Origin of the sequence: Shewanella cyperi (assembly GCF_017354985.1) — a bacterium.
Classification (GTDB): Bacteria; Pseudomonadota; Gammaproteobacteria; order Enterobacterales; family Shewanellaceae; genus Shewanella; species Shewanella cyperi.
This window is the reverse complement of record NZ_CP071501.1, coordinates 1,271,929-1,291,904: the sequence shown is the minus strand read 5'-3', so window position 1 is coordinate 1,291,904 and position 19,976 is coordinate 1,271,929. Positions and strand designations below refer to the sequence as shown.

Sequence of the window (19,976 nt, the reverse complement as noted above, 5' to 3'; positions counted from 1 at the left end):
TACCTAGTGGCGATTAAGCCTTTTGAGAAGCTGCGATTTGCTTGGCCACTTCAGCGGCGAAGTCTTCTTCTTTCTTCTCGATACCTTCACCCACTTCCAGACGGATGAAGTTGGCAACTGAAGCGCCTTTCTCTTTCAGGAATTCGCCAACAGTCTTCTTTGGCTCCATGATGTAAGGCTGACCGGTCAGAGATACTTCACCGGTGAACTTCTTCATACGGCCTTCAACCATCTTCTCGGCGATTTCTTTTGGCTTGCCTTCGTTCATGGCGATTTCCACCTGAACTTCACGCTCTTTGGCAACCACTTCAGCTGGAACGTCTGAAGGGTTTACGTATTCAGGCTTGGAAGCAGCAACGTGCATGGCCAGGTGCTTCAGAGTCTCTTCGTCAGCATCACCGGTTACCACAACACCGATACGGTCGCCGTGACGGTAAGAGGCCAGTTTGGCACCGTCGATGTACTCAACGCGGCGAACGTTGATGTTTTCACCGATCTTGGCAACCAGAGCAACACGGGCTTCTTCGAACTGAGCTTTCAGATCGTCGATGGTAGTCTTGGCAGCGGCAGCAACATTCAGAACTTCGTTGGCGAAAGCCAGGAAGTTGGAATCTTTGGCCACGAAGTCGGTCTGGCAGTTAACTTCCAGCAGAGTTGCATAACCAGCGCCTTCCTTGATCAGGATGGTACCTTCAGCAGCAATGTTACCGGCTTTTTTGGCCGCTTTGGCAGCACCGGACTTACGCATGTTATCGATCGCCAGTTCGATATCACCGTTGGTCTCTTCCAGAGCCTTTTTACAATCCATCATGCCGGCGCCAGTGCGCTCACGCAGTTCTTTAACCAGGGCAGCAGAAATTGCCATTGTTAAATTCCTCTATAGATAGTCGGCAATCACTTGCCGAGTCAACAGGTATAAAACAGGGGCCCACGGGCCCCTGTTAACCAATCAGATATCTTGGTTAATAAGGGAGATGAAACTCATCACGCCTTATTATTCGGCTTCAACGAAACCGTCTTGCTCAGCTTGTACAGCCAGATCTTGAGCGCGGCCAGACTTGGCAGCAGCAGCAACGGCTTCGGTGTACAGGCGGATAGCACGCATAGCGTCGTCGTTACCAGGCACGATGTAGTTCACACCGTCTGGAGCAGAGTTGGTATCAACAACGGCCACAACTGGAATACCCAGGTTGTTGGCTTCTTTGATAGCGATATGCTCGTGGTCAGCACCGATCACGAACAGAGCATCAGGCAGACCGCCCATGTTCTTGATACCGCCCAGAGACTTCTCGAGCTTTTCCAGCTCGCGAGTGCGCATCAGAGCTTCTTTCTTGGTCAGCTTGTCGAAAGTACCGTCAACAGATTGGGTTTCCAGCTCTTTCAGACGCTTGATAGACTGACGAACGGTTTTCCAGTTGGTCAGCATACCGCCGAGCCAGCGGTGATCAACATAGTACTGGTCGCAAGAGATAGCAGCTTCTTTGATAGCTTCGCTGGCAGCGCGCTTGGTACCTACGAACAGAACTTTACCTTTCTTGGAAGCAACGTTGCTGATGAACGCCAGTGCTTCGTTGAACATTGGCACTGTGTGTTCCAGGTTGATGATGTGTACACCGTTGCGGGCGCCGAAGATGAAAGGCTTCATCTTTGGGTTCCAGTAACGGGTTTGGTGACCGAAGTGTACACCGGCCTGGAGCATGTCGCGCATTGAAACTGTAGTCATTTCTTTTACCTTAAATAAAAAGGGGTTAGACCTCCACGCATCCCATGTCTTCGACCCCTGCACCTCAAACCCTGAAGCTTGTGGACAAAAGCACCCCGAAGAATGTGCCGATACGTGTGTGATTTAGTATTTGGATGATAGCCATGTATAATGGCCGCCATATTTCACTCGGACTCAATTCTTCCCGGGGAAAAATCAAGTTCAGAGTCAAACATAACGGCGCGCTTTATACCATAAAATCGGCCCAAGCACAAATTTTTGCGCCGCTTCGCGTGCCCGCCAACCCATTGACAGGTGAAGAGACAACTGCATGAGTATAGTCATCAAGACAGCTGCTGAAATCGAAAAAATGCGTGCCGCCGGCAAATTGGCCGCAGAGGTACTGGAAATGATTGCCCCCTTTGTCAAGGCCGGCATCACCACCGAAGAATTGGACCGCATTTGTGCCGAGTACACCGCAAAGCAAGGCGCGATTTCCGCACCGCTCAATTACCACGGCTTTCCCAAATCCATCTGCACTTCGGTGAATGAGGTTATCTGCCACGGCATTCCTTCGGCCTATGTGCTTAAGGATGGCGATATCATCAACATAGATATCACAGTCATCAAAGACGGCTACCATGGAGATACCTCCAAGATGTTCCTCATCGGTGACGTCTCTCCCAAGGACAAACGTTTGTGCCGGGTAGCCCAAGACAGCCTGTACGCCGCCATCCGCAAGGTACGCCCGGGCTTAAAGCTAGGTGAAATCGGCACCACCATAGAAAAGGTCATCAAGGGCGCCAAAACCGGCCTGGAAAAGTACAGCATAGTGCAGGACTACTGTGGGCATGGCATAGGTGCCACCTTCCATGAAGAACCCCAGGTAGTGCATTACAAGAACAACGACAATACCGTACTGCGCCCCGGCATGTGCTTCACCATAGAGCCGATGATCAATGCGGGCCGACACGGCACTGTGCTGGACCGCGAAGACAACTGGACTGTCACCACGGTCGATGGCAAAAACTCGGCCCAATGGGAACATACCCTGTTGGTCACGGAAAACGGGGTTGAAGTCCTGACCCTGCGCAGCGAAGAAGATTTCCCACGTATCATCTCTCACTGATGGCAGGCCTATGACTCCAGCACAATCGGCCAAAGCGGCGCTGCTTGAACAAAACCTGCAACTGGCGGCGGCCTTTCACGACCGTTTGCCCATTGCCGAATTGGTGCAGCGGCGCTGCGATTTTGTCGATAACCTGCTGCGCTCCGCCTGGCAGCAACAGGGACTGGAGCAATTCGCCATATCTCTGGTGGCAGTTGGCGGTTACGGCCGCGGGGAGCTGCATCCCCACTCTGACGTCGACCTGCTGTTTTTGCTGGATGAAGGCCTGGGCTGCGAGGCCGAAAAAGCCTTAAGTGAATTTATTGCCTTCCTCTGGGATGCCGGTTTGGAAGTGGGTCACAGCGTACGAACGGTTGCTGAAACCCTCAAGCAGGGCAAGGCCGACATCACCATAGCGACCAACCTGCTGGAAGCCCGGTTGCTGGCCGGCCCCGAATTGCTGTTTGATGAACTCTACGACGCCATTCGCAGCAATGAATTCTGGCCCTCAAGCGACTTTTTCCTCGCCAAACGCGACGAGCAACACAGCCGCCATGCCAAGGCCAGCGCCTTCGATCTTGAGCCAAATGTCAAAAGCTGCCCCGGCGGCTTGCGCGACATCCAGACCATAGCTTGGGTGGCGATACGCCATTTCAACGCCTCAAGACTTGAGGAATTGGTGCAATATGACTTCCTCGAGCCCTACGAACTGGAAGAATTGCTCGAATGTCAGCACTTCCTGTGGGAAATCCGCTTTGCCCTGCATATGGCCTCGGGCAGGGATGAAAATCGGTTGCTGTTTGATCTGCAGCGTCAGGTAGCCCAACTGATGGGCTATGAGGACGCGACCCAGTTGGCGGTAGAGCAACTGATGAAGCACTATTACCGCACGGTACGGCGGGTGATGGAGCTGAACGAGATGCTGTTGCAGTTGTTCAAACGTGCCACCCTGGGCCATGCCCTGGAAATTGTCCCCATCAACGAAGACTTCCAGCGCCGTTCAGCCTTTGTCGAGGCCTTGCGTCCCGAGCCATTCGCCCGCCCCGATGATATTATGCGGCTGTTCTTACTGGTGGCGCGCAATTCCAACATTAAGGCCATTTACGCGCCCACCTTAAGATCCCTGCGCCAGGCCCGCCAACAGTTGCAGGCGCCCCTGATGGACGTTCCCGAATGCCGCCAGGTGTTCATGGAAATTCTGCGCCATCCCCGTGGCATAGCCGCCCTGTCGCTGATGCATAAGCACGGCATACTATCGGCATATTTGCCTGCCTGGAGCCTTATTGAAGGCCAGATGCAGTTTGATCTCTTCCATGCCTATACAGTGGATGAGCATACCCACAGACTGCTGCTCAATATCGAGCGCTTTTCCCAACCGGAGCAGAAAGACGAGTTCCCGCTGGGCTCAATACTGATAAACCAATTACCCAAAAAAGGCCTGCTGGTACTGGCGGCGATATTCCACGATATAGGCAAGGGCCGCGGTGGCGATCACAGCAAGCTGGGAGCCGTCGATGCGCTGGCCTTCTGTAAATTACACGGCCTCAATGACCACGACGGCCGCCTGGTCAGTTGGTTGGTGGAGAATCACCTGGTGATGTCGGTGACCGCCCAGCGAAGGGACATATCCGATCCTGAGGTCGTGGCCGATTTCGCCTCCAAGGTGCGGGATGCAGTGCACCTGAGTTACCTCTATTGCCTGACGGTGGCGGACATCTGCGCCACCAATGAAAAGACCTGGAATAACTGGAAGGGTTCGCTGCTCAGGGATCTGTATTTTTCCACCCAAAGGGTACTGGCCCGGGGTAAAGAGAAACCGGTGGATATTCGCGCCAGGGTGCGTGAACACCAGGCCAAGGCGAAAAAGGAGTTGCTGCGGCGGGGTATAAAGGAGAAAGAGCTGGATACCCTGTGGACCCGCTTCAAGGCGGATTATTTCCTGCGCCATCAGCCCAATCAGATAGCCTGGCACGCCGAGGCGATACTCAAACACAGGCAGGACGAGCCGCTGGTACTGATCTCCAAACACACCACCCGGGGCGGTACCGAGCTGTTTGTTTATTGTCAGGACAGACCCAAATTATTCGCCACCGTCATGGCGGTATTGGACAACAAGAACATCAACGTTCATGACGCCAATATCATGACCTCCAAGGACAACTATGCCCTTGACACCTTTGTCATCCTGGAGCAGGATGGCGAGCCGCTGACCCAGCTGTCGCGGATCCAGAGCATACGCAAAGGTCTGGAAAAGGCGCTGTCCAGCGACAACCCCAAGCCCCCCAGGTTCCGAAAACTGTCACGCAAGATGAAACCTTTTAATGTGCCGACACAGGTCAGTTTTCTGCCCAGCAGTCGTCATGGTACAAGTATGATGGAACTTATAGCGCTGGACATGCCGGGACTGCTGGCCAGGGTCGGTGACACTTTTCACCGCTGCAACACCACACTCTTGGGTGCCAAGATCACCACTATCGGTGAGCGAGCGGAAGACTTCTTTATACTGCAGACAGACGATGGTCTGGCGTTGAATGCAGAGCAACAACAAAGGTTGGCCGAAGCCCTGACTCAGGCGCTGTCACAACCAACACTGAATTAACTTTTTCGGGAGACTCACATGGAGGCATTACGCCAACGAATCGAAGCGGCTTTTGAAGCACGCGCAACCATCACCCCCGCCAGCGTGGATCCTGCCATCCGCGCCGACGTGGAAACCGTCATCAATATGCTGGATCGTGGCGAAGCCCGGGTGGCCGAAAAGATTGATGGCCAGTGGCATGTGCACCAGTGGCTGAAAAAGGCCGTGTTGTTGTCATTCCGGATCTTTGATAACGGCGTCATTGAGGGGGCCGAGACCCGCTATTTCGACAAGGTGCCAATGAAGTTTGCCGATTACGATGAGGCGAGATTCCGTGCCGAAGCCGTCCGGGTTGTGCCGCCAGCAGCCGTGCGCAAGGGCTCTTTTATCGGCAAAAACACTGTGCTCATGCCCTCCTATGTCAACCTGGGTGCCTATGTTGATGAAGGTACCATGGTGGACACCTGGGCCACGGTTGGCTCCTGTGCCCAAATCGGCAAGAACGTACACCTGTCCGGCGGTGTGGGCATAGGTGGTGTGTTGGAGCCACTGCAAGCCGGTCCAACCATCATCGAAGACAACTGCTTTATCGGGGCCCGCTCTGAAATCGTTGAAGGCGTCGTGGTGGAAGAAGGCTCGGTAATTTCCATGGGCGTTTATATAGGTCAAAGTACCCGTATTTATGACCGTGAGACAGGTGAAATTCATTATGGCCGGGTACCTGCTGGCTCAGTGGTCGTGTCCGGCACCCTGCCCTCCGCCTGTGGCAAGTACAACCTGTACGCCGCCATCATAGTGAAAAAAGTGGATGAAAAAACCCGCGGCAAGGTGGGGATTAACGAGCTGCTGCGTCTGGTCGATTAACCAGCAATCAGTTTGATATTAAAGGGGCCACTCGGGCCCCTTTGGTTTTAATGGACTACAGTTCCCTGGCTGTATCAAAGGCCTGAGCCAAAATTTTCCAGTTCAGTACCCCCAAGGGCAGACCATCTTCAGACGTCACAATAAGATAATCCTCCTCGCAGGCTGCTAACAAATGCTTGGCATCTTCTATGGTGCTGGAGCGGGCAATGTGTGGAATTTTATGACTCATCACCTGGTGCACCCTTTTATTGAGTATGTGCCTGTCGGCGCCGCGCTCCGCGGCGGTATTCAAAAAGGGACTGCGCCAATAGGTCAAGATGCTTTGATCCACCTTGCCCACCATGGCACAACGTTCATCATTGAGCACCACACCAACCGAAACCTTGTCTCGGCCAAACAGGTTAATGGCCTCCTCAAGACTTTGATCCTGACTTAAACACACCAAAGGTGCCAGTGGCAGATTGCCCAGATAGTGGACGTTATTCAAAGGTTCGGTATCCAGAATCGCCAGGCAGGCATCCACCACCTCGGCAGCAAACAGGATACCTCGCCCCTCAAGCAACACCTTGGACAGTTGTGCCATTCCCCTGGATGGCCGATAGGGTCTGTGGGACAGCATGGAGTCAGCGACATCCGCCACGGCAATGATTTGTGCTTCATAAATAATTTGCTCACCCTTGAGGCCAAACGGATAGCCACTGCCGTCCAGTCGTTCATGGTGCTGCAATATCATTTGTTTCAACGGCCAGGGGAAATCGACATCTTCAATAATCTCGGCGCCTTGTGCCGGATGCATTTTCACCAATGCATACTCTTCATTGGACAGACGCGAAGGCTTATTCAGGATCTGCGAAGGCACTGCCAACTTACCTATATCGTGGATCATGGCCCCCAATCTCAACCCCTCCAGCCTATGGGGTGGTAAACCGAGTCGCTCTCCTATGAGTGAGCACAGTTTGGCCACGGACTTCTGATGGCCTGCGGTATAAGCATCCTTGAGTTCCACTGCATCTGAGATGGCCCCAACCAATTGCACCAATGACTGATTCAACTGCAATTGTTGCTTTTTAATTATTTTCGACTGCTTAAACAGCGCCTTCATGGTTCTTGGCAATTCGATGGCATGCCACAAAATAGTGGCAAATATCTGCAGGCTACGGCCGTCATTGTCCGTATAAGCCTTTTGCCGGTTGCCAACGCCAACCAATCCCACGGTGCGACCACGATATCGTATCGGCACACACATATGATTGTTAAGCTGAGGCTCCCCTGGCAGTGGCAATGCGGTATAGCTTAAGGGGCCCAAATGGTTGTCTATGGCGACCCTGCCATGCTCCATGCAGTCCTGCCACAATTGGCAGACGGGGGCGTTGCCCTGGTAATGCACACTCTCCCCCCCCAGCCCCCGCGACCACTGACTTAACTGAAATTCATGCCGTCTGTCATCAACAAGGTGTAAATAGCCAAGCTGGCTTTCTGTCAGTTCCACCGCCTGCTCTATCGCGGTCCGCAGCACCATCTCGGGTGCCGAGCTCATAACGGCTTCAATGTGTTTGAGCCAATCATCACTGGCATAAAGTGCACCTTGATAGTCGGGGTGCCAATGTTTCAGGTTATCCAGCGAGGCCTGGATATCGGTTTGATACAAGGCCCAGTGTCCGAGATGCTCGGTCAAGGGATACAGATCAAACTGCCAGGGATGCCCGTTGGCATCAACGAACATAAAGCGCACATGGGCGTCACAGGTTTCGAGATACTGACGAAGTTGTGCACTGAATCCTGGATAGACCAGTTCTATTGACTGTCGCAACAAGGCCGAAATGGGTTTTGCCGTCAGGCGATAGAATGCCTCACTGATAGAGAGGATATTGAGGCTCTCATCGAGGATAGCCCACGCCAAGTCCATGGTTTTAGGTAATTCTGAAGGTTTAAGGAATTGCTGAAATCGCTCTCTTAACATAACAACACTCCCTGTCACCTTATTATAGTTATAAGTATAGACCAAGTTATTACAACTAAAGAGTGCACCGCTTCCATGCTACAAAAGTTAAATCAGTGGATATTTATAACTTGATACAGTACGACACACTAATAATACAGATTTTTATGGGCTAAGGGTCTTTACTTTAAAGTGCCAAGTATGTCAGGAGAAACACAATGAAAGTATTAGTCGCCTCGTTATTGGCTGTTTCCAGTTTCAGCGCATTGGCTACCATGGATCCTAATGTTGAGACCTCTCTAGTAGCCGTATGCAAAGCTGGTATGAGTAACAATCAAGTGTTATTCAACTATACAATGAAAGACCACAGAATCAATGAGCAACGTATTTTTCCGCGTTTGGTTTGCAATGGTGAATCTTTCCATCAATTCGCTATAAGCAATGGCGCAGATCGTACCGCGAACAGAATTGCCCGTTACCTGCCAGGACAAGTTACCATCCATGATTTGACCATGATCCCCAAAGACGAACTTCTGTATGTGAACTTCTAGGGTAATAACACAGCTATAAAAAAGGCGCCTACAGCGCCTTTTTTATAGTGAAACGTTAAAACACGATAGTCTTGTTTCCGTGTACCACCACCTGATCATTGATAACCAAGGCAAGCGCCCGGCTCAACACGGACTTCTCCACATCCCTTCCGGCCTTAGCCATTTCCAGGGCGCTGTAGCTGTGATCCACATGGATCACGTCCTGCTTGATAATGGGTCCTTCATCCAGGCAATTATTCACAAAATGCGCTGTGGCACCAATGATCTTCACCCCCCGCTCCCACGCCTGACGGTAGGGATTGGCCCCGATAAAGGCCGGTAGAAATGAATGGTGAATATTGATGATGCGATTGGGGTAGCGTTCAACGAACTCCGGCGTCAAAATCCGCATAAATTTTGCCAGCACCAGATAATCTGCCTGATAGCTGTCAATTACCTCGAGCAGAGCCTGTTCATGCTGATGCCTGTCGAGTCCTTCATGACTGACATGGTGGAACGGAATATCAAACTTCTCGGTCAATTCCTGTAAGTTGTCGTAGTTGCCTACCACAGCGGCAATATCAACGTTCAAGGCACCATAGAAGTTCTTCATCAACAGGTCACCCAAACAGTGTGCTTCTTTGGTCACCAAGATCACTATGCGCTTGCGCCTGGCGCTTATCAGGCTCATATGATTATTGGCCGGTAAAACCTGTTGTAAGTCCTCCATAAGAATGTCGTCGTTGAATAGCCCTTCCAACTCAGTGCGCATAAAGAAGCGCCCCTGGAAATTATCAACAAATTCAGAGTTCTTAATGATATTTAGCTTATGCTTGAAGCAAACGCCCGTAATACCGGCTATCAGTCCCTGAGCATCTGCACAATCGGTCAACAGGACTTTACGTTCCGCCAGCGCTTTTACCATACCCCACATCCCCACTATTTATTGATGAGAGGTGAGTTTGTCACAGATACAAGTATGGTGGCAGAGACTTCATTCAATAATATCGACACTTACAATAATTATCCGCAAGCGAATGAGGAATGCGCAGCAAAAACAACAATTATTTAAACAAAACTCAAACCATAGAGTCATTAACCTTGCAATCAGGGCCTTGTTTACGGTTTGAAAGCTTGTATGTTCAGTTTGACATACAAATAAACCTAAAACCGCCTGGCGTGTGCTCACGGCGGTTTAATGGCACGACTGATTTTGACATTCAGTTGCCAGCGTCGGCAGAGGCTGCTTGATGCCACTGTGTCAGCCAAGGCAGGGCCTCAAGTTCCGGCTCCATGGTTTCCATGGCATCAATTTTCAGCAGGGGCAAAACTCTGATGGCGCCCAGCTCCGCAAACAACTCATCCAATTGAATGCCGGCACCACAAAAATTGTCGTAACTGGAATCCCCAAGTCCTACCACAGCATATCTTAAATGTGGAAGGTAAAGACCCGCCGCCTGCACTTTATAAAACCAAGGCAAAATATTTTCCGGCAAGTCCCCCTGTCCGGTGGTGGAACACACCAGCAGCAGATAGTCGTTATCTGGAGGTAAAAAACCATCCAGCTCTTCCGGTAGCCAAAGTCGCACCCCATAGCCCAATCGGTTTAATTCATTGCCCAGGGTTTCAGCCACGTATTGGGCACTACCGTATACCGTACCGAACACCAGGTTGACTCTTTTCATGTTATACTGCCTCTGATTCTGGGCTAAGGTAAGGCCCGGAACAATTGGAACCCAAAATACTGTAATTACTGTCATTAAGACAAGCCAGTATTTGCGCAATCAGCTTAGTGCGGGATAACACTTAACCTGCCATAGCGAGATCAGGCTCTCAGGGAGCATAAAATGACCCCAAGCTGTCGTAAGAAACAACACAAGGCCAGTCAACATCGTCGTAACCGCTTCTTCCAATGCCAACGCGGCCCGAATGCTCTCCCAAGTTCAACGACAGGATTTGTCAGTCTTCGGGAGTTGGCACAAAAGTCATCGAAACTATGAGCTGAATGCCTAAAACGCGTTAGCTCTAAAGCTGCTCCCACCCCAAGCGCTCGCGCAAAATCTGCCATTCAGGTTCGGGAGCGGTTTCCAACATTATGCGCTCCATGGTTATCGGATGGGTGAAAGCCAATTTGTGCGCCATCAACCACAAACGGTTCACACCAAGGTATTCACGCATGAATTTGTTTTGTTTACCATCACCGTGGGTCGTGTCCCCGACGATAGGATGCCGTAAATGTGCCATATGACGTCTTAATTGGTGCTTACGCCCTGTCTTGGGCTGAAGCGCCATCAAGGCAAAGCGGCTTGTGGGGTAGCGCCCTGAGCTGAACGGAATTTCAGTATTCAGAAGCGGCTGATAGCAAGTAATAGCCTGTTGCGCCTCTTTGTCCGGATCCACATCCTTGTCGGCATATTCGTCAAGCTCTTCCTTCAGCGGGTAATCCAATGTGCCAACTTCATGCATATTGCCCCGCACCAGCGCCAGGTATTCTTTTTCCACCTCATGGGCAGCAAATTGACGACACAGCTCATTGGCAATTTGACTGCTTTTGGCGAACAGTAAGATACCCGAAGTTGGCCTGTCCAAACGATGTACCGGAAACACATGGCATCCCACCAAGTCCCTTGTGAGCTGCATGGCAAACCATTTTTCATGGCGCGCCAGATAGGTTCGATGAACCAGCAGCCCTGCCGGTTTGTGTATGGCAACCAAATATTCATCCTGGTATAAGATATTGATTGTCGGGGCAAGATCATCCTGGCGCTGTGCAATAGTCATCATTGCCCCCTTCCACTGAGTTGCTCATCCAGTTGTCGCAGCAATGACACCAAAGAGTTATATTGATCCATTTCCTGCCAAACAAGCTCAGCCATTGGTGCAACGGCAGATGCTTCTGGCAATGCCAGCCCTTTATCCAGGAGATAATGCAAACGGGGCAAAAGTATATACTGCAGCCATAACTCCAATGGCATGGTGTCACAGGCAAAAGGTGCTGTACTGGACAGGGCCTCTTCACTTGGGGGCACGGGGCTCCACAGCTGCTGTTTTTTCATTTCCAGCTCAATGGCCACCAAGGTATCACTCAGCTCAAGGTGCAAATTTAACTCCAACAATCCAATCAAGGCGCCAAATCATACCATCGGCCGTCGCTTATCCCTATAATGGCGACATTTCTTATCTGATGTTGAGTAGTGATGGCGGAAATCAATACCTTAAGTCAGTTCCTGACTGCAGCGAAAACCAGTTATCAGGTTTACGATTTGGGACGTAGAGTTCAACACATTGATATGATTGCCTTTGAGCAGATAGAGGCACTCAAGAGTCCCTACCCCTATCCGGTGCAGGGGCATGCCCATATGGCCCTGGTATTCTGGGACGCGTCACAGCAGCACTTTGTCTGGTTCATAAAATTACCTCTGGATGAGCAGGGAATGCTAAGCCCGGCTCCCCGAAGCCAGTTTATTCAAATGATCATTGATGCCCTGGGTCGTGATCCTACCAAGCCCTTGACCGAGGACGAGCAACAGACCCTGGCAAACCATCCGTTTAATTTCAAACCAAGCCAGGAAAAGCTCGCGCTGTTTAACGCTTTGGTCAGAAAGCTGCTTGGTTTACGAGCCAGCGCTCAATATGAATTCGCAGCTCAGTATCTGGCAGGGGAATGCCCACAAGCGCACTGGCAGCAATTGGGATTTCAGGGACTGGCAGACATTTGTGTCAGAGCAGCCGAGATGGATCACAGCGACCGATTAGTACGTGCCTTAACTCAGGCTCCGCCGGAAGTTCAGAGGGCTATATGCCAGTGCCTGGAACATCTGACACCGCCAGAAGCGGTCTCCAAGGCTATATATGACAGGTTCACCGCCGCTGAAGGCGAAGAGCGTCTCTATTATCTCAGAGCGCTGGCAGGCAACACCCAGCTGGCCATTCAGGCAGTTAACTCTCTGATAGATAAAGCTCCATTGAATGCCGATACACTGGTGACAATCGCAGCCAGAGTTTGGCTGGTACTGAGGCAGGATGCCTTAAGGTTGGAATATCTGGAATCTTTAGCGCTCCAGCCGCAAACCTTTTTTAATCAGGTCTTTGCTGATATTGTTGCCATTCCTTCATTAAGAAGCCTGCTGTTGTCGGATCTCCGGCGACCTGAAAGAAGTCAAGCCTTAACCGAGGCGGTCGGTGGATTGTTCAGAGCAACCAGAAAATGATGACAGATCTCTTATTAATTCTCGGCTTACTTTTGCTGGCCGCATTTTTCTGGCAATTAAGGCAAATGGCCGAAATCTCGCGCCTTTTTGCTGAAAAAGAATGCCGCCGTCAAAGAGTACAACTGCTTGATATTGCGATGCTGAACGCCAGGCCTACCCTGGGAGGGGATACCGGGATCTGCTGGAAATCACGCTTCATATTTGATTTCAGCACCGATGGGCTGAATCAATTCCAAGGGCAGATTCACATGATTGGTAAACGCATAACCAAAATTGAATGGCCTATATTCCCGGAACCTGAATGGAGCGAGGCCCCCAATGCCACCGGCCGTTTTGGTGGCTGCGGCGGTCAATCCTGCCAGTCAGGAAAATGTAAGTAAGCAGCAACAAATAAAAAGAGAGGGGGCGATTATTGCTAAGCGCCCCCATCCGTTCCCAGTTAAGCCATCCAGCTATTGTTGTGCTCCCTGCACCATCCCTGCGTTCGATTGCTTCCTGCTGCGTCCCTGTCGTTCCCTGATTTTCCCTGTTCCCAATGGGAACCGTCCTTGCCTCCGGCATCCCTTGCCCGGGCTTGCTCATCCTGAGCGTGTCCTGCATCGTCCCTGGCGACATCCGTGACAAACCTTCCATGTTCGGTACCATCCCAGGCACCTCGGTTGTCTTCCCTGCAAATATGGGCATTCCCTGCCGCCTTTACCTGTCATCCTGACCGGCACCACTTCCTGTGTTTCAGTAATACGTCCTGTATCACCTCGGTTCTTCCTGAACCATCTATTGTCGACCTTCCTGGTCCGGCATCCATTGCCGTTTTCATTCCCTCGACAATTTAATCTTAGGGATTTCGGCCGCAAAAATCCGCTGACAAAGCACTGGAAAGTTGGGGTTAAAAATAAACCCTGAACGCAAATCAAATTTATATCATTGTTTTTAAATAAATAAAAATCACACCTGTGATTTTACGGTATTAACGACGGCGGCTTGTCTTACACATTTGTGAGACATATCTCACACTGGTTATGGGAATTAAGGATGCCGAGGTTCCAAGCCTATTTTTACACCGAATCTTGGGAACACCTTTTCCATCGGCAACCAAAAGAATAGGGGCGCTTATTGCTAAGCGCCCCTATCTGTTCCCAGTTAAGCCATCCAGCTATCGTTGTGCTCCCTGCACCATCCCTGCGTTCGATTGCTTCCTGCTGCGTCTCTGTCGTTCCCTGATTTTCCCTGTTCCCAAAGGGAACCGTCCTTGCCTCCGGCATCCCTTGCCTGGGCTTGCTCATCCTGAACGTGTCCTTCATCGTCCCTGGCAACATCCGTGACAAACCTTCCATGTTCGGTACCATCCCAGGCACCTCGTCTGTCTTCCCTGCCAATATGGGCGTTCCCTGCCGCCTTTACCTGTCATCCTGACCGGCACCACTTCCTGTGTTTCAGCAATACGTCCTGTATCACCTCGGTTCTTCCTGAACCATCTATTGTTTACCTGTCATCCTGACCGGCATCACTTCCTGTGTTTCAGCAATACGTCCTGTATCACCTTGGTTCATCCTGAACCTGTTACTGTCGACCTTCCTGGTCCGGCATCCATTGCCGTTTTCATTCCCTCGACAATCTAATCTTAGGGATTTCGGCCGCAAAAATCCGCTGACAAAGCACGGGATAGCAGGAGTGAAAAATCATCTCTGAACATAAATTAAATCTATTGCATTGTTTTTAAATGAATAAAAATTACACCTGTGATTTTACGGTATTGGCGACGGCGGCTTGTCTTACACATTTGTGAGACATATCTCACAATACCAATGGGAAGAATCATCGCTTGAGCGACCTGGTCTGAAAATGAAGATGGCTAAACAGCGCCACACAAAAGGAACGGGCGTACCCTGATGGGTACGCCCGATTTTAATTTGCTAGCCTTCCAGCTAAGTTGTGCTCCCTGCACCATCCCTGCGTTCGCCGGCTTCCCGCCTTCATCCTTCCCGTTCCTTCAGGTCCCTGTACTTGCGTACCCAGTCCTTTGACTGACAACTTTCATGTTGCCAACCAGTTGCATCCATGAACTCGTCCATTTGGCATCCATTTCATGCCTGGCTGTCATCCTTGATGCCTTTCTTCCTGAATGGCATGCATTCGTCCTGAACGCCTTGCAACGGCTAATCCAGCCGACACCTAAACCTTACCCTGGTTATATTGCAGTTTTCCTACTGCCTTTCCTCAACAGTCCCTGTATTCCCTGTGGGTGTTTGTCTGTTCCCTGACTGCCATTGCAGTTTATCAAAGTGCAGCAGTCCTGCCCGACCTCCCAACCCACAAGAATTCTCCGGGTAAATAAATAAAAGCAGGGATAAACAATTTAACCTTATGTTATAAAAGAAGAATACAGAAAATACCACTTTAGGGTTACTTTTGAATAACATTATTTCCTACAAGCTTTGTAAGATATGTCTCACAAATTGAATAGCAAAACATGAAGCATGGACATTCATTTACGGAGCCGACCGAGAAAATCAAATAACATGACCCAGTCGGCCACGAAGGAATACCAAGGGTAGTCGAAGGTGGCAGGTTTATTTTTCTCAAATAACGCGTGACCAATCCAGGCAAAGCCATACCCCACCACAGGGAGCGTCCACAGCAAGCGCCAATTTTGACTCACCAAACAATACCCTAGAATCAAAATGACCAAACAGCTGCCGATATAATGCGCTGCGCGGCACCAGGGATGTTGGTGTTGGGACAAATAGAAAGGATAAAATTCTGCAAATGAAGTGTACGGTTTACTCATGTGGCTCCTTGCGGTAGAACAATAACTCACCATCCACATTCCCTATTTGTAAGTGGGCAAGCGCTTCAAATCCTGCAGAAAAAAACAGATGTTGATGCATAGGCACGCTCACAAAAACGGCCAGTCCCTCAAGGTCGGGCTGGTCATCGCACCAGCCAAGCACGGCACGCAATAACTGACCGCCATTCCCCTTTCCCTGCTCCCCTGGGGCCAAGGCAATAAATTGCAATATGCCGCAACGATTTCCGGGCAGATGCTCAACAATTGAGTTTTCTTTCTTCATCAGCCTTTGTGTCGACTGCCACCCGGTTCCCAGCAGCATTTTAAGCCGCCAATGCCAATAACGCCCGTCCCCCAGGGGAACCTGCTGGGTGATCACACAGGCTACTCCGATCAAACGCTCTTCCTCAAACCATCCTATCAAGACTTGTTCCTGTTGCCACAATTCGTGCAACTCTTCACGAATGGCGGCACGCAGTTTTTGCTCGTACAGGAATTTGTCACCCGTATAAAGGGCATCCTTGAAAAACGGATCATCGTGGTAGGCATTGAAAAGAATGGAGGCCGCAACTCTAAGATCTTCTGCGGTAAGATAAACTGCGCGAAAGTGCTCTAAGGTAGAGTGGTCCATTGTGTATATTTCCTTGATCCAGATCACACCTTGTTCACTCTATCAAGTCGGTATAAAAGTGCAAATTTTCATCACACATTGCCTTTTCCGGGCTTTGACACAATGCTTATAAATGACCATCCCCAAGCCAGGGTAATGCATCATGGATACCACACCAACAGACATGAGCCACCTGTTCGAACAGTTAGGATTACCCCATCAAACAGGCGCCATCAATAACTTTATCGACAGCCATTCGGTTGATGACGGCGTAGCAATTTGGCAGGCAAAATTTTGGAGCCCGGCACAGGCCTCTTTCCTGCGCGAAGCCTTGGATGCGGATGCCCAGTGGTCTGAATTGATAGACCAACTGGACACCATGCTGAGAAAGTAAGCTTAAATCAGGGCGTAAGCGGTCGAGCCCCAACCCACCAATTTGTTGTCGCTGATCACCACTGGGGTGCATTCATCCTTGGTGGTATTGCCATCCTGATCTGTGCGCTGGGTACGGTAAAAGAGTACCTGGATTTGTTTGCCTTCTTTGACATAGGCTTCATTGAAATCCGCTTTCCCCATTAAGGTCAGTACCTGATCCTTGGACATGCCCAGATCCAAACGCGCCAGATTTTCACGGTTCTGTTGTTCCATCTTTTGCCAATGACTGCTTGACCAATCCCTGTCACCATCACTCAGGTTCACCATACAACCGCTCAGTCCGATGGATGCAACCAGCAATGCAGCGCAATATGCAGCTTTCATTTTTACTCCTTGTTATTACTAATGTGATAAAATTCACTTCAAAATCGAGCCTAAACACAGCAAGTTTCAGGCCAAAAATTAAAATCTTGTTTTATAAGGATTTAAATAAAAGCAAGATGCCAACTCCTCGCAAGAAATGAGAAATATCACTAACTATGAGTGCAAATGAACATATTCTGGTGATCGCCAGAACACTCGAACTGCAGGGGCAGGAACCCAGTGTTGCCCTTATCAAGGCGCGACTGAGCAAGCCCATGCCCTTGCCGGCAATTATCAAAGGGCTGCAGCAATATAAGGCCATGCCTGAAGATGCCAAGGCCAGAATATCTGTTACTGCGACTCAGGTTGTGGCACCTGCGCAACAGGAAGCCGAAGACGAACTGACTGTGTTGCGTCGTGAGCTTGCTGAACTCAGGCTGCAAGTGCAGGAATTGCAGGCTAGGGTCACGGACTTGGAAGGGCAGGACTGATGTACGTCGCCGAGCTCCGTTTTGAATGTTTTGCCGACACCACCATCAACCGCGCCCAAACGGCCATCAATGGCTTCCTGGAGGCATTAAGGGCCAATGGCCAAATCCTGGGACGGGAATTCGCGGTCTCGTTCCACGATGCCGAATTCAGGGTCAGATTAATGCTGCCCGAGCCCCAGAGCCTGGCACATCGCTATCACAGCCCCTGGGTTAAACAAGCGCTGCTGGCATTGACCGATGCCAAACTGCTGGCACCAAGGGAAAAACTGCTGGGTCAGGATATCAATGCCAATGAAAGCTGTCTGGAAACACCCTCATGGCAATTGCTCTATACCAGTTATGTGCACATGTGCTCACCGCTGAGAAGTGGTGACAATCTGCTTCCCATTCCCCTGTATCGTATCCCGGCCACCTTTAATGGTGATCATAAACAATTGATACGCTGGCAGACAGAATGGCAAGCCTGTGATGAGCTGCAAATGGCATCGGCCACCAAGGCAGAATTTGCCGCACTGGAAGAGCTTGGCAGCTGCGACAGCGACTTGTTTCGCCGGGGGTGGGATTTGCGGGGCCGCATCGAATACCTGACCAAGACCCCCACCTATTACTACCTCTACAGAGTGGGGGGCAACAGTCTCAAAGCGGAGCTGCAACGCCCTTGTCCCCGCTGCGGCAACAAGGAGTGGCGTCAATCCGAACCCTTGCTGGACATGTTCCACTTCCGTTGCGATCAATGCCGTGTAGTGTCCAATCTATCCTGGGACTATCAGTAACTATAACTTTAGCCAAGACAGGCGCTTATCGCATCAGCGCCGCCCAGTCAGGTTATGCCACATGCGTTTAATGCTGGCAAAGATGCCCGGATGCTCCAAGCTGACGTCCTGATAATCATGGTGCTCTTGGGGCGGCGCAACCCTGGGTTTTATGACGCCGAGAAACTCGGAGAGACTCAAAGCCAATTGCTCGCAGGGTTCATTCCCAGGGATTTCGCGCCACACGCTGCCATCGTCATTGTTGACCGTCAGCATCGAGTCCCCTTCATCGAATACACCGATAAACCAGGTTGGTGCTTGCTTCAACTGCTTCTTCATCAGCAGATGGCCAATGAGATTTTGTTGAAGCAACTCAAGATCCTGCGGGTTCCAAACCTGCAACAACTCCCCCGCCCCCCAGGGTGAGTCAAACGTCAGCGCGCCTGCAAAAAAATGACCATAAAAAGCCGCGATATCCGGGTGTAAGTTCAACTCCAGCGCCGCCGCTATGTTATCGAAATGCATAGGCGGCTCACAGGCTACCGGTTGCCAATAAACCGGCTTATGGGAGACCTGTTCACCGACGATGCAAACAGAGTCGCCATTCGGAAAAGTCTGGGGCAAGGAATCCAGGCAATTGCTGAAGGCCTGCAGATAGAGCTGATGAAATTTTGTCAAAGCGGCCAGACAAGACACTTAAGCACCGTCCTTTTTCGGTTATAATGACAGCCTATTTTGACACGGAAATACGCTTGATGACACGAAATCACGATCCCTATAGCGATGCCGCCGAGCTGGCTGGCCTGACCCTGGGTCAAGCTACAGAATACCAGGCCGAGTATGCACCATCGCTGCTGCAAGGGGTTCCCCGCAAACTCAACCGCGATGCTATCCAGCTGACGGAGCCCCTGCCCTTTCACGGCGCCGACATCTGGACCGGTTATGAATTATCCTGGCTCAATGCCAAGGGCAAGCCCATGGTGGCCATTGCCGATTTTCAGCTGGACGCAACCAGTAGCCAGTTGATCGAGTCCAAGTCATTCAAGTTGTATCTCAACAGTTTTAACCAGACCCGGGTGGCCAGTGTTGACGCCCTCAACAAAATGCTCGAGCAGGACCTGAGCCAGTGTGCCGGCGGCAAGGTCAAGGTGCGTATCATAGAGCCCAGGCATTTCGGCAGTCTGAGATTGGTGGAATTGCCGGGCACCTGCATCGACGATCTGGATATCGAGGTCAACGATTACCAGTTCAATCCGGATCACCTGCAAGGCAGCACGGACGACAAGCAAATAGTGGCCGAGACCCTGACCTCCAACCTGCTGAAGTCCAACTGCCTGATCACCTCGCAGCCGGATTGGGGCAGCGTGATGATCCGTTATCAGGGTCCCAAAATCGACAGGGAAAAGCTGCTCCGTTACCTGATATCCTTCCGCCAGCACAATGAATTCCATGAGCAATGTGTCGAGCGGATCTTTATGGATCTCAAGCGCTATTGCCATTGTGCCAAGTTGACCGTCTATGCCCGTTACACCCGCAGGGGTGGGCTCGACATCAACCCCTTCCGCAGTGATTTCGAACATCTGCCGGAAAACAATCGCCTGGCACGGCAATAAGCCTGTAAGACAAAAAAAAGCAGTGCCAGGCACTGCTTTTTTCTTCAATCAA

General features: G+C 50.9%; 21 protein-coding genes. 10 read left to right on the top strand and 11 right to left on the bottom strand.

Annotated elements, in window-relative coordinates; translation table 11 throughout:
• Window positions 1–13: 13 nt before the first annotated feature.
• Both tsf and rpsB read right to left on the bottom strand, forming a co-directional pair.
• Window positions 14–865: a translation elongation factor Ts gene (tsf, locus tag JYB84_RS05410; RefSeq protein WP_207322409.1), complete on the bottom strand. Its 852-nt coding sequence runs from the start codon at window positions 863–865 to the stop codon at window positions 14–16.
• A gap of 129 nt (window positions 866–994) precedes the next feature.
• Window positions 995–1,723: a 30S ribosomal protein S2 gene (rpsB, locus tag JYB84_RS05405; protein ID WP_207322408.1), complete on the bottom strand. Its 729-nt coding sequence runs from the start codon at window positions 1,721–1,723 to the stop codon at window positions 995–997.
• Window positions 1,724–2,033: 310 nt separating this feature from the next.
• Between rpsB and map the strand changes: the two genes are divergently transcribed.
• The 3 genes from map to dapD are packed head-to-tail and all read left to right on the top strand — an operon-like array spanning window position 2,034 to window position 6,252.
• Complete coding sequence (gene map / locus JYB84_RS05400; protein ID WP_207322407.1) at window positions 2,034–2,831, top strand: type I methionyl aminopeptidase; 798 nt, start codon at window positions 2,034–2,036, stop codon at window positions 2,829–2,831.
• A 10-nt stretch (window positions 2,832–2,841) separates the two neighbouring features.
• Complete coding sequence (gene glnD / locus JYB84_RS05395) at window positions 2,842–5,409, top strand: bifunctional uridylyltransferase/uridylyl-removing protein GlnD (RefSeq protein ID WP_207322406.1); 2,568 nt, start codon at window positions 2,842–2,844, stop codon at window positions 5,407–5,409.
• An 18-nt stretch (window positions 5,410–5,427) separates the two neighbouring features.
• On the top strand, window positions 5,428–6,252 hold the full coding sequence (dapD, locus tag JYB84_RS05390) for a 2,3,4,5-tetrahydropyridine-2,6-dicarboxylate N-succinyltransferase (RefSeq protein WP_207322405.1): 825 nt from the start codon (window positions 5,428–5,430) through the stop codon (window positions 6,250–6,252).
• 55 nt (window positions 6,253–6,307) lie between these two features.
• On the opposite strand, the gene JYB84_RS05385 is transcribed toward dapD, so the two are convergent.
• Window positions 6,308–8,212, bottom strand: coding sequence for an HD domain-containing phosphohydrolase (locus JYB84_RS05385; RefSeq protein WP_207322404.1), 1,905 nt, complete (start codon window positions 8,210–8,212; stop codon window positions 6,308–6,310).
• Window positions 8,213–8,409: 197 nt separating this feature from the next.
• Between JYB84_RS05385 and JYB84_RS05380 the strand changes: the two genes are divergently transcribed.
• Window positions 8,410–8,742, top strand: coding sequence for a DUF3718 domain-containing protein (locus tag JYB84_RS05380; RefSeq protein WP_207322403.1), 333 nt, complete (start codon window positions 8,410–8,412; stop codon window positions 8,740–8,742).
• Window positions 8,743–8,797: 55 nt separating this feature from the next.
• Here JYB84_RS05380 and purU read toward each other — a convergent pair whose 3' ends face one another.
• From purU to JYB84_RS05360, 4 genes are all read right to left on the bottom strand, one after another.
• Complete coding sequence (gene purU, locus JYB84_RS05375) at window positions 8,798–9,646, bottom strand: formyltetrahydrofolate deformylase (protein ID WP_228290894.1); 849 nt, start codon at window positions 9,644–9,646, stop codon at window positions 8,798–8,800.
• Between the two features lie 295 nt (window positions 9,647–9,941).
• Window positions 9,942–10,406, bottom strand: coding sequence for a flavodoxin (locus JYB84_RS05370; protein WP_207323114.1), 465 nt, complete (start codon window positions 10,404–10,406; stop codon window positions 9,942–9,944).
• Window positions 10,407–10,746: 340 nt separating this feature from the next.
• Complete coding sequence (gene truC, locus JYB84_RS05365; protein ID WP_207322401.1) at window positions 10,747–11,505, bottom strand: tRNA pseudouridine(65) synthase TruC; 759 nt, start codon at window positions 11,503–11,505, stop codon at window positions 10,747–10,749.
• Complete coding sequence (locus tag JYB84_RS05360; RefSeq protein WP_228290893.1) at window positions 11,502–11,822, bottom strand: YqcC family protein; 321 nt, start codon at window positions 11,820–11,822, stop codon at window positions 11,502–11,504. The genes truC and JYB84_RS05360 overlap by 4 nt, the downstream gene beginning before the upstream one ends.
• 96 nt (window positions 11,823–11,918) lie before the next feature.
• Here JYB84_RS05360 and JYB84_RS05355 point away from each other — a divergent pair, with 96 nt between their 5' ends.
• Both JYB84_RS05355 and JYB84_RS05350 read left to right on the top strand, forming a co-directional pair.
• On the top strand, window positions 11,919–12,932 hold the full coding sequence (locus JYB84_RS05355) for a DUF3549 family protein (protein WP_207322400.1): 1,014 nt from the start codon (window positions 11,919–11,921) through the stop codon (window positions 12,930–12,932).
• A complete protein-coding gene (locus JYB84_RS05350) occupies window positions 12,929–13,312 on the top strand; it encodes a DUF3301 domain-containing protein (protein ID WP_207322399.1) in 384 nt (127 codons plus the stop codon). Before JYB84_RS05355 ends, JYB84_RS05350 begins: the two co-directional genes overlap by 4 nt.
• 2,105 nt (window positions 13,313–15,417) lie before the next feature.
• Here the strand turns inward: JYB84_RS05350 and JYB84_RS05345 are convergent.
• Together JYB84_RS05345 and JYB84_RS05340 are read right to left on the bottom strand one after the other, a co-directional pair.
• Window positions 15,418–15,720 (bottom strand): DUF962 domain-containing protein, encoded by a 303-nt coding sequence (locus tag JYB84_RS05345; RefSeq protein ID WP_207322398.1) that lies wholly within the window; start codon window positions 15,718–15,720, stop codon window positions 15,418–15,420.
• Window positions 15,713–16,351 (bottom strand): GNAT family N-acetyltransferase, encoded by a 639-nt coding sequence (locus tag JYB84_RS05340; protein ID WP_207322397.1) that lies wholly within the window; start codon window positions 16,349–16,351, stop codon window positions 15,713–15,715. The genes JYB84_RS05345 and JYB84_RS05340 overlap by 8 nt, the downstream gene beginning before the upstream one ends.
• A gap of 142 nt (window positions 16,352–16,493) precedes the next feature.
• Here JYB84_RS05340 and JYB84_RS05335 point away from each other — a divergent pair, with 142 nt between their 5' ends.
• Window positions 16,494–16,724 carry a DUF2789 domain-containing protein gene (locus JYB84_RS05335; protein ID WP_207322396.1) on the top strand — a complete coding sequence of 77 codons (231 nt, stop codon included), beginning with the start codon at window positions 16,494–16,496 and terminating at the stop codon, window positions 16,722–16,724.
• A gap of 2 nt (window positions 16,725–16,726) precedes the next feature.
• Here the strand turns inward: JYB84_RS05335 and JYB84_RS05330 are convergent, their stop codons facing one another.
• Window positions 16,727–17,089 carry a DUF3192 domain-containing protein gene (locus JYB84_RS05330; protein ID WP_207322395.1) on the bottom strand — a complete coding sequence of 121 codons (363 nt, stop codon included), beginning with the start codon at window positions 17,087–17,089 and terminating at the stop codon, window positions 16,727–16,729.
• A 155-nt stretch (window positions 17,090–17,244) separates the two neighbouring features.
• On the opposite strand from JYB84_RS05330, the gene JYB84_RS05325 reads away from it, so the two are divergent.
• Window positions 17,245–17,559: a hypothetical protein gene (locus JYB84_RS05325; protein WP_207322394.1), complete on the top strand. Its 315-nt coding sequence runs from the start codon at window positions 17,245–17,247 to the stop codon at window positions 17,557–17,559.
• Window positions 17,559–18,332 (top strand): Zn-ribbon-containing protein, encoded by a 774-nt coding sequence (locus JYB84_RS05320; protein WP_207322393.1) that lies wholly within the window; start codon window positions 17,559–17,561, stop codon window positions 18,330–18,332. The genes JYB84_RS05325 and JYB84_RS05320 overlap by 1 nt, the downstream gene beginning before the upstream one ends.
• A 33-nt stretch (window positions 18,333–18,365) precedes the next feature.
• On the opposite strand, the gene syd is transcribed toward JYB84_RS05320, so the two are convergent.
• Complete coding sequence (gene syd / locus JYB84_RS05315; RefSeq protein WP_207322392.1) at window positions 18,366–19,007, bottom strand: SecY-interacting protein; 642 nt, start codon at window positions 19,005–19,007, stop codon at window positions 18,366–18,368.
• A gap of 59 nt (window positions 19,008–19,066) precedes the next feature.
• On the opposite strand from syd, the gene queF reads away from it, so the two are divergent.
• Window positions 19,067–19,924 carry an NADPH-dependent 7-cyano-7-deazaguanine reductase QueF gene (gene queF, locus JYB84_RS05310; RefSeq protein WP_207322391.1) on the top strand — a complete coding sequence of 286 codons (858 nt, stop codon included), beginning with the start codon at window positions 19,067–19,069 and terminating at the stop codon, window positions 19,922–19,924.
• Window positions 19,925–19,976: the final 52 nt, after the last annotated feature.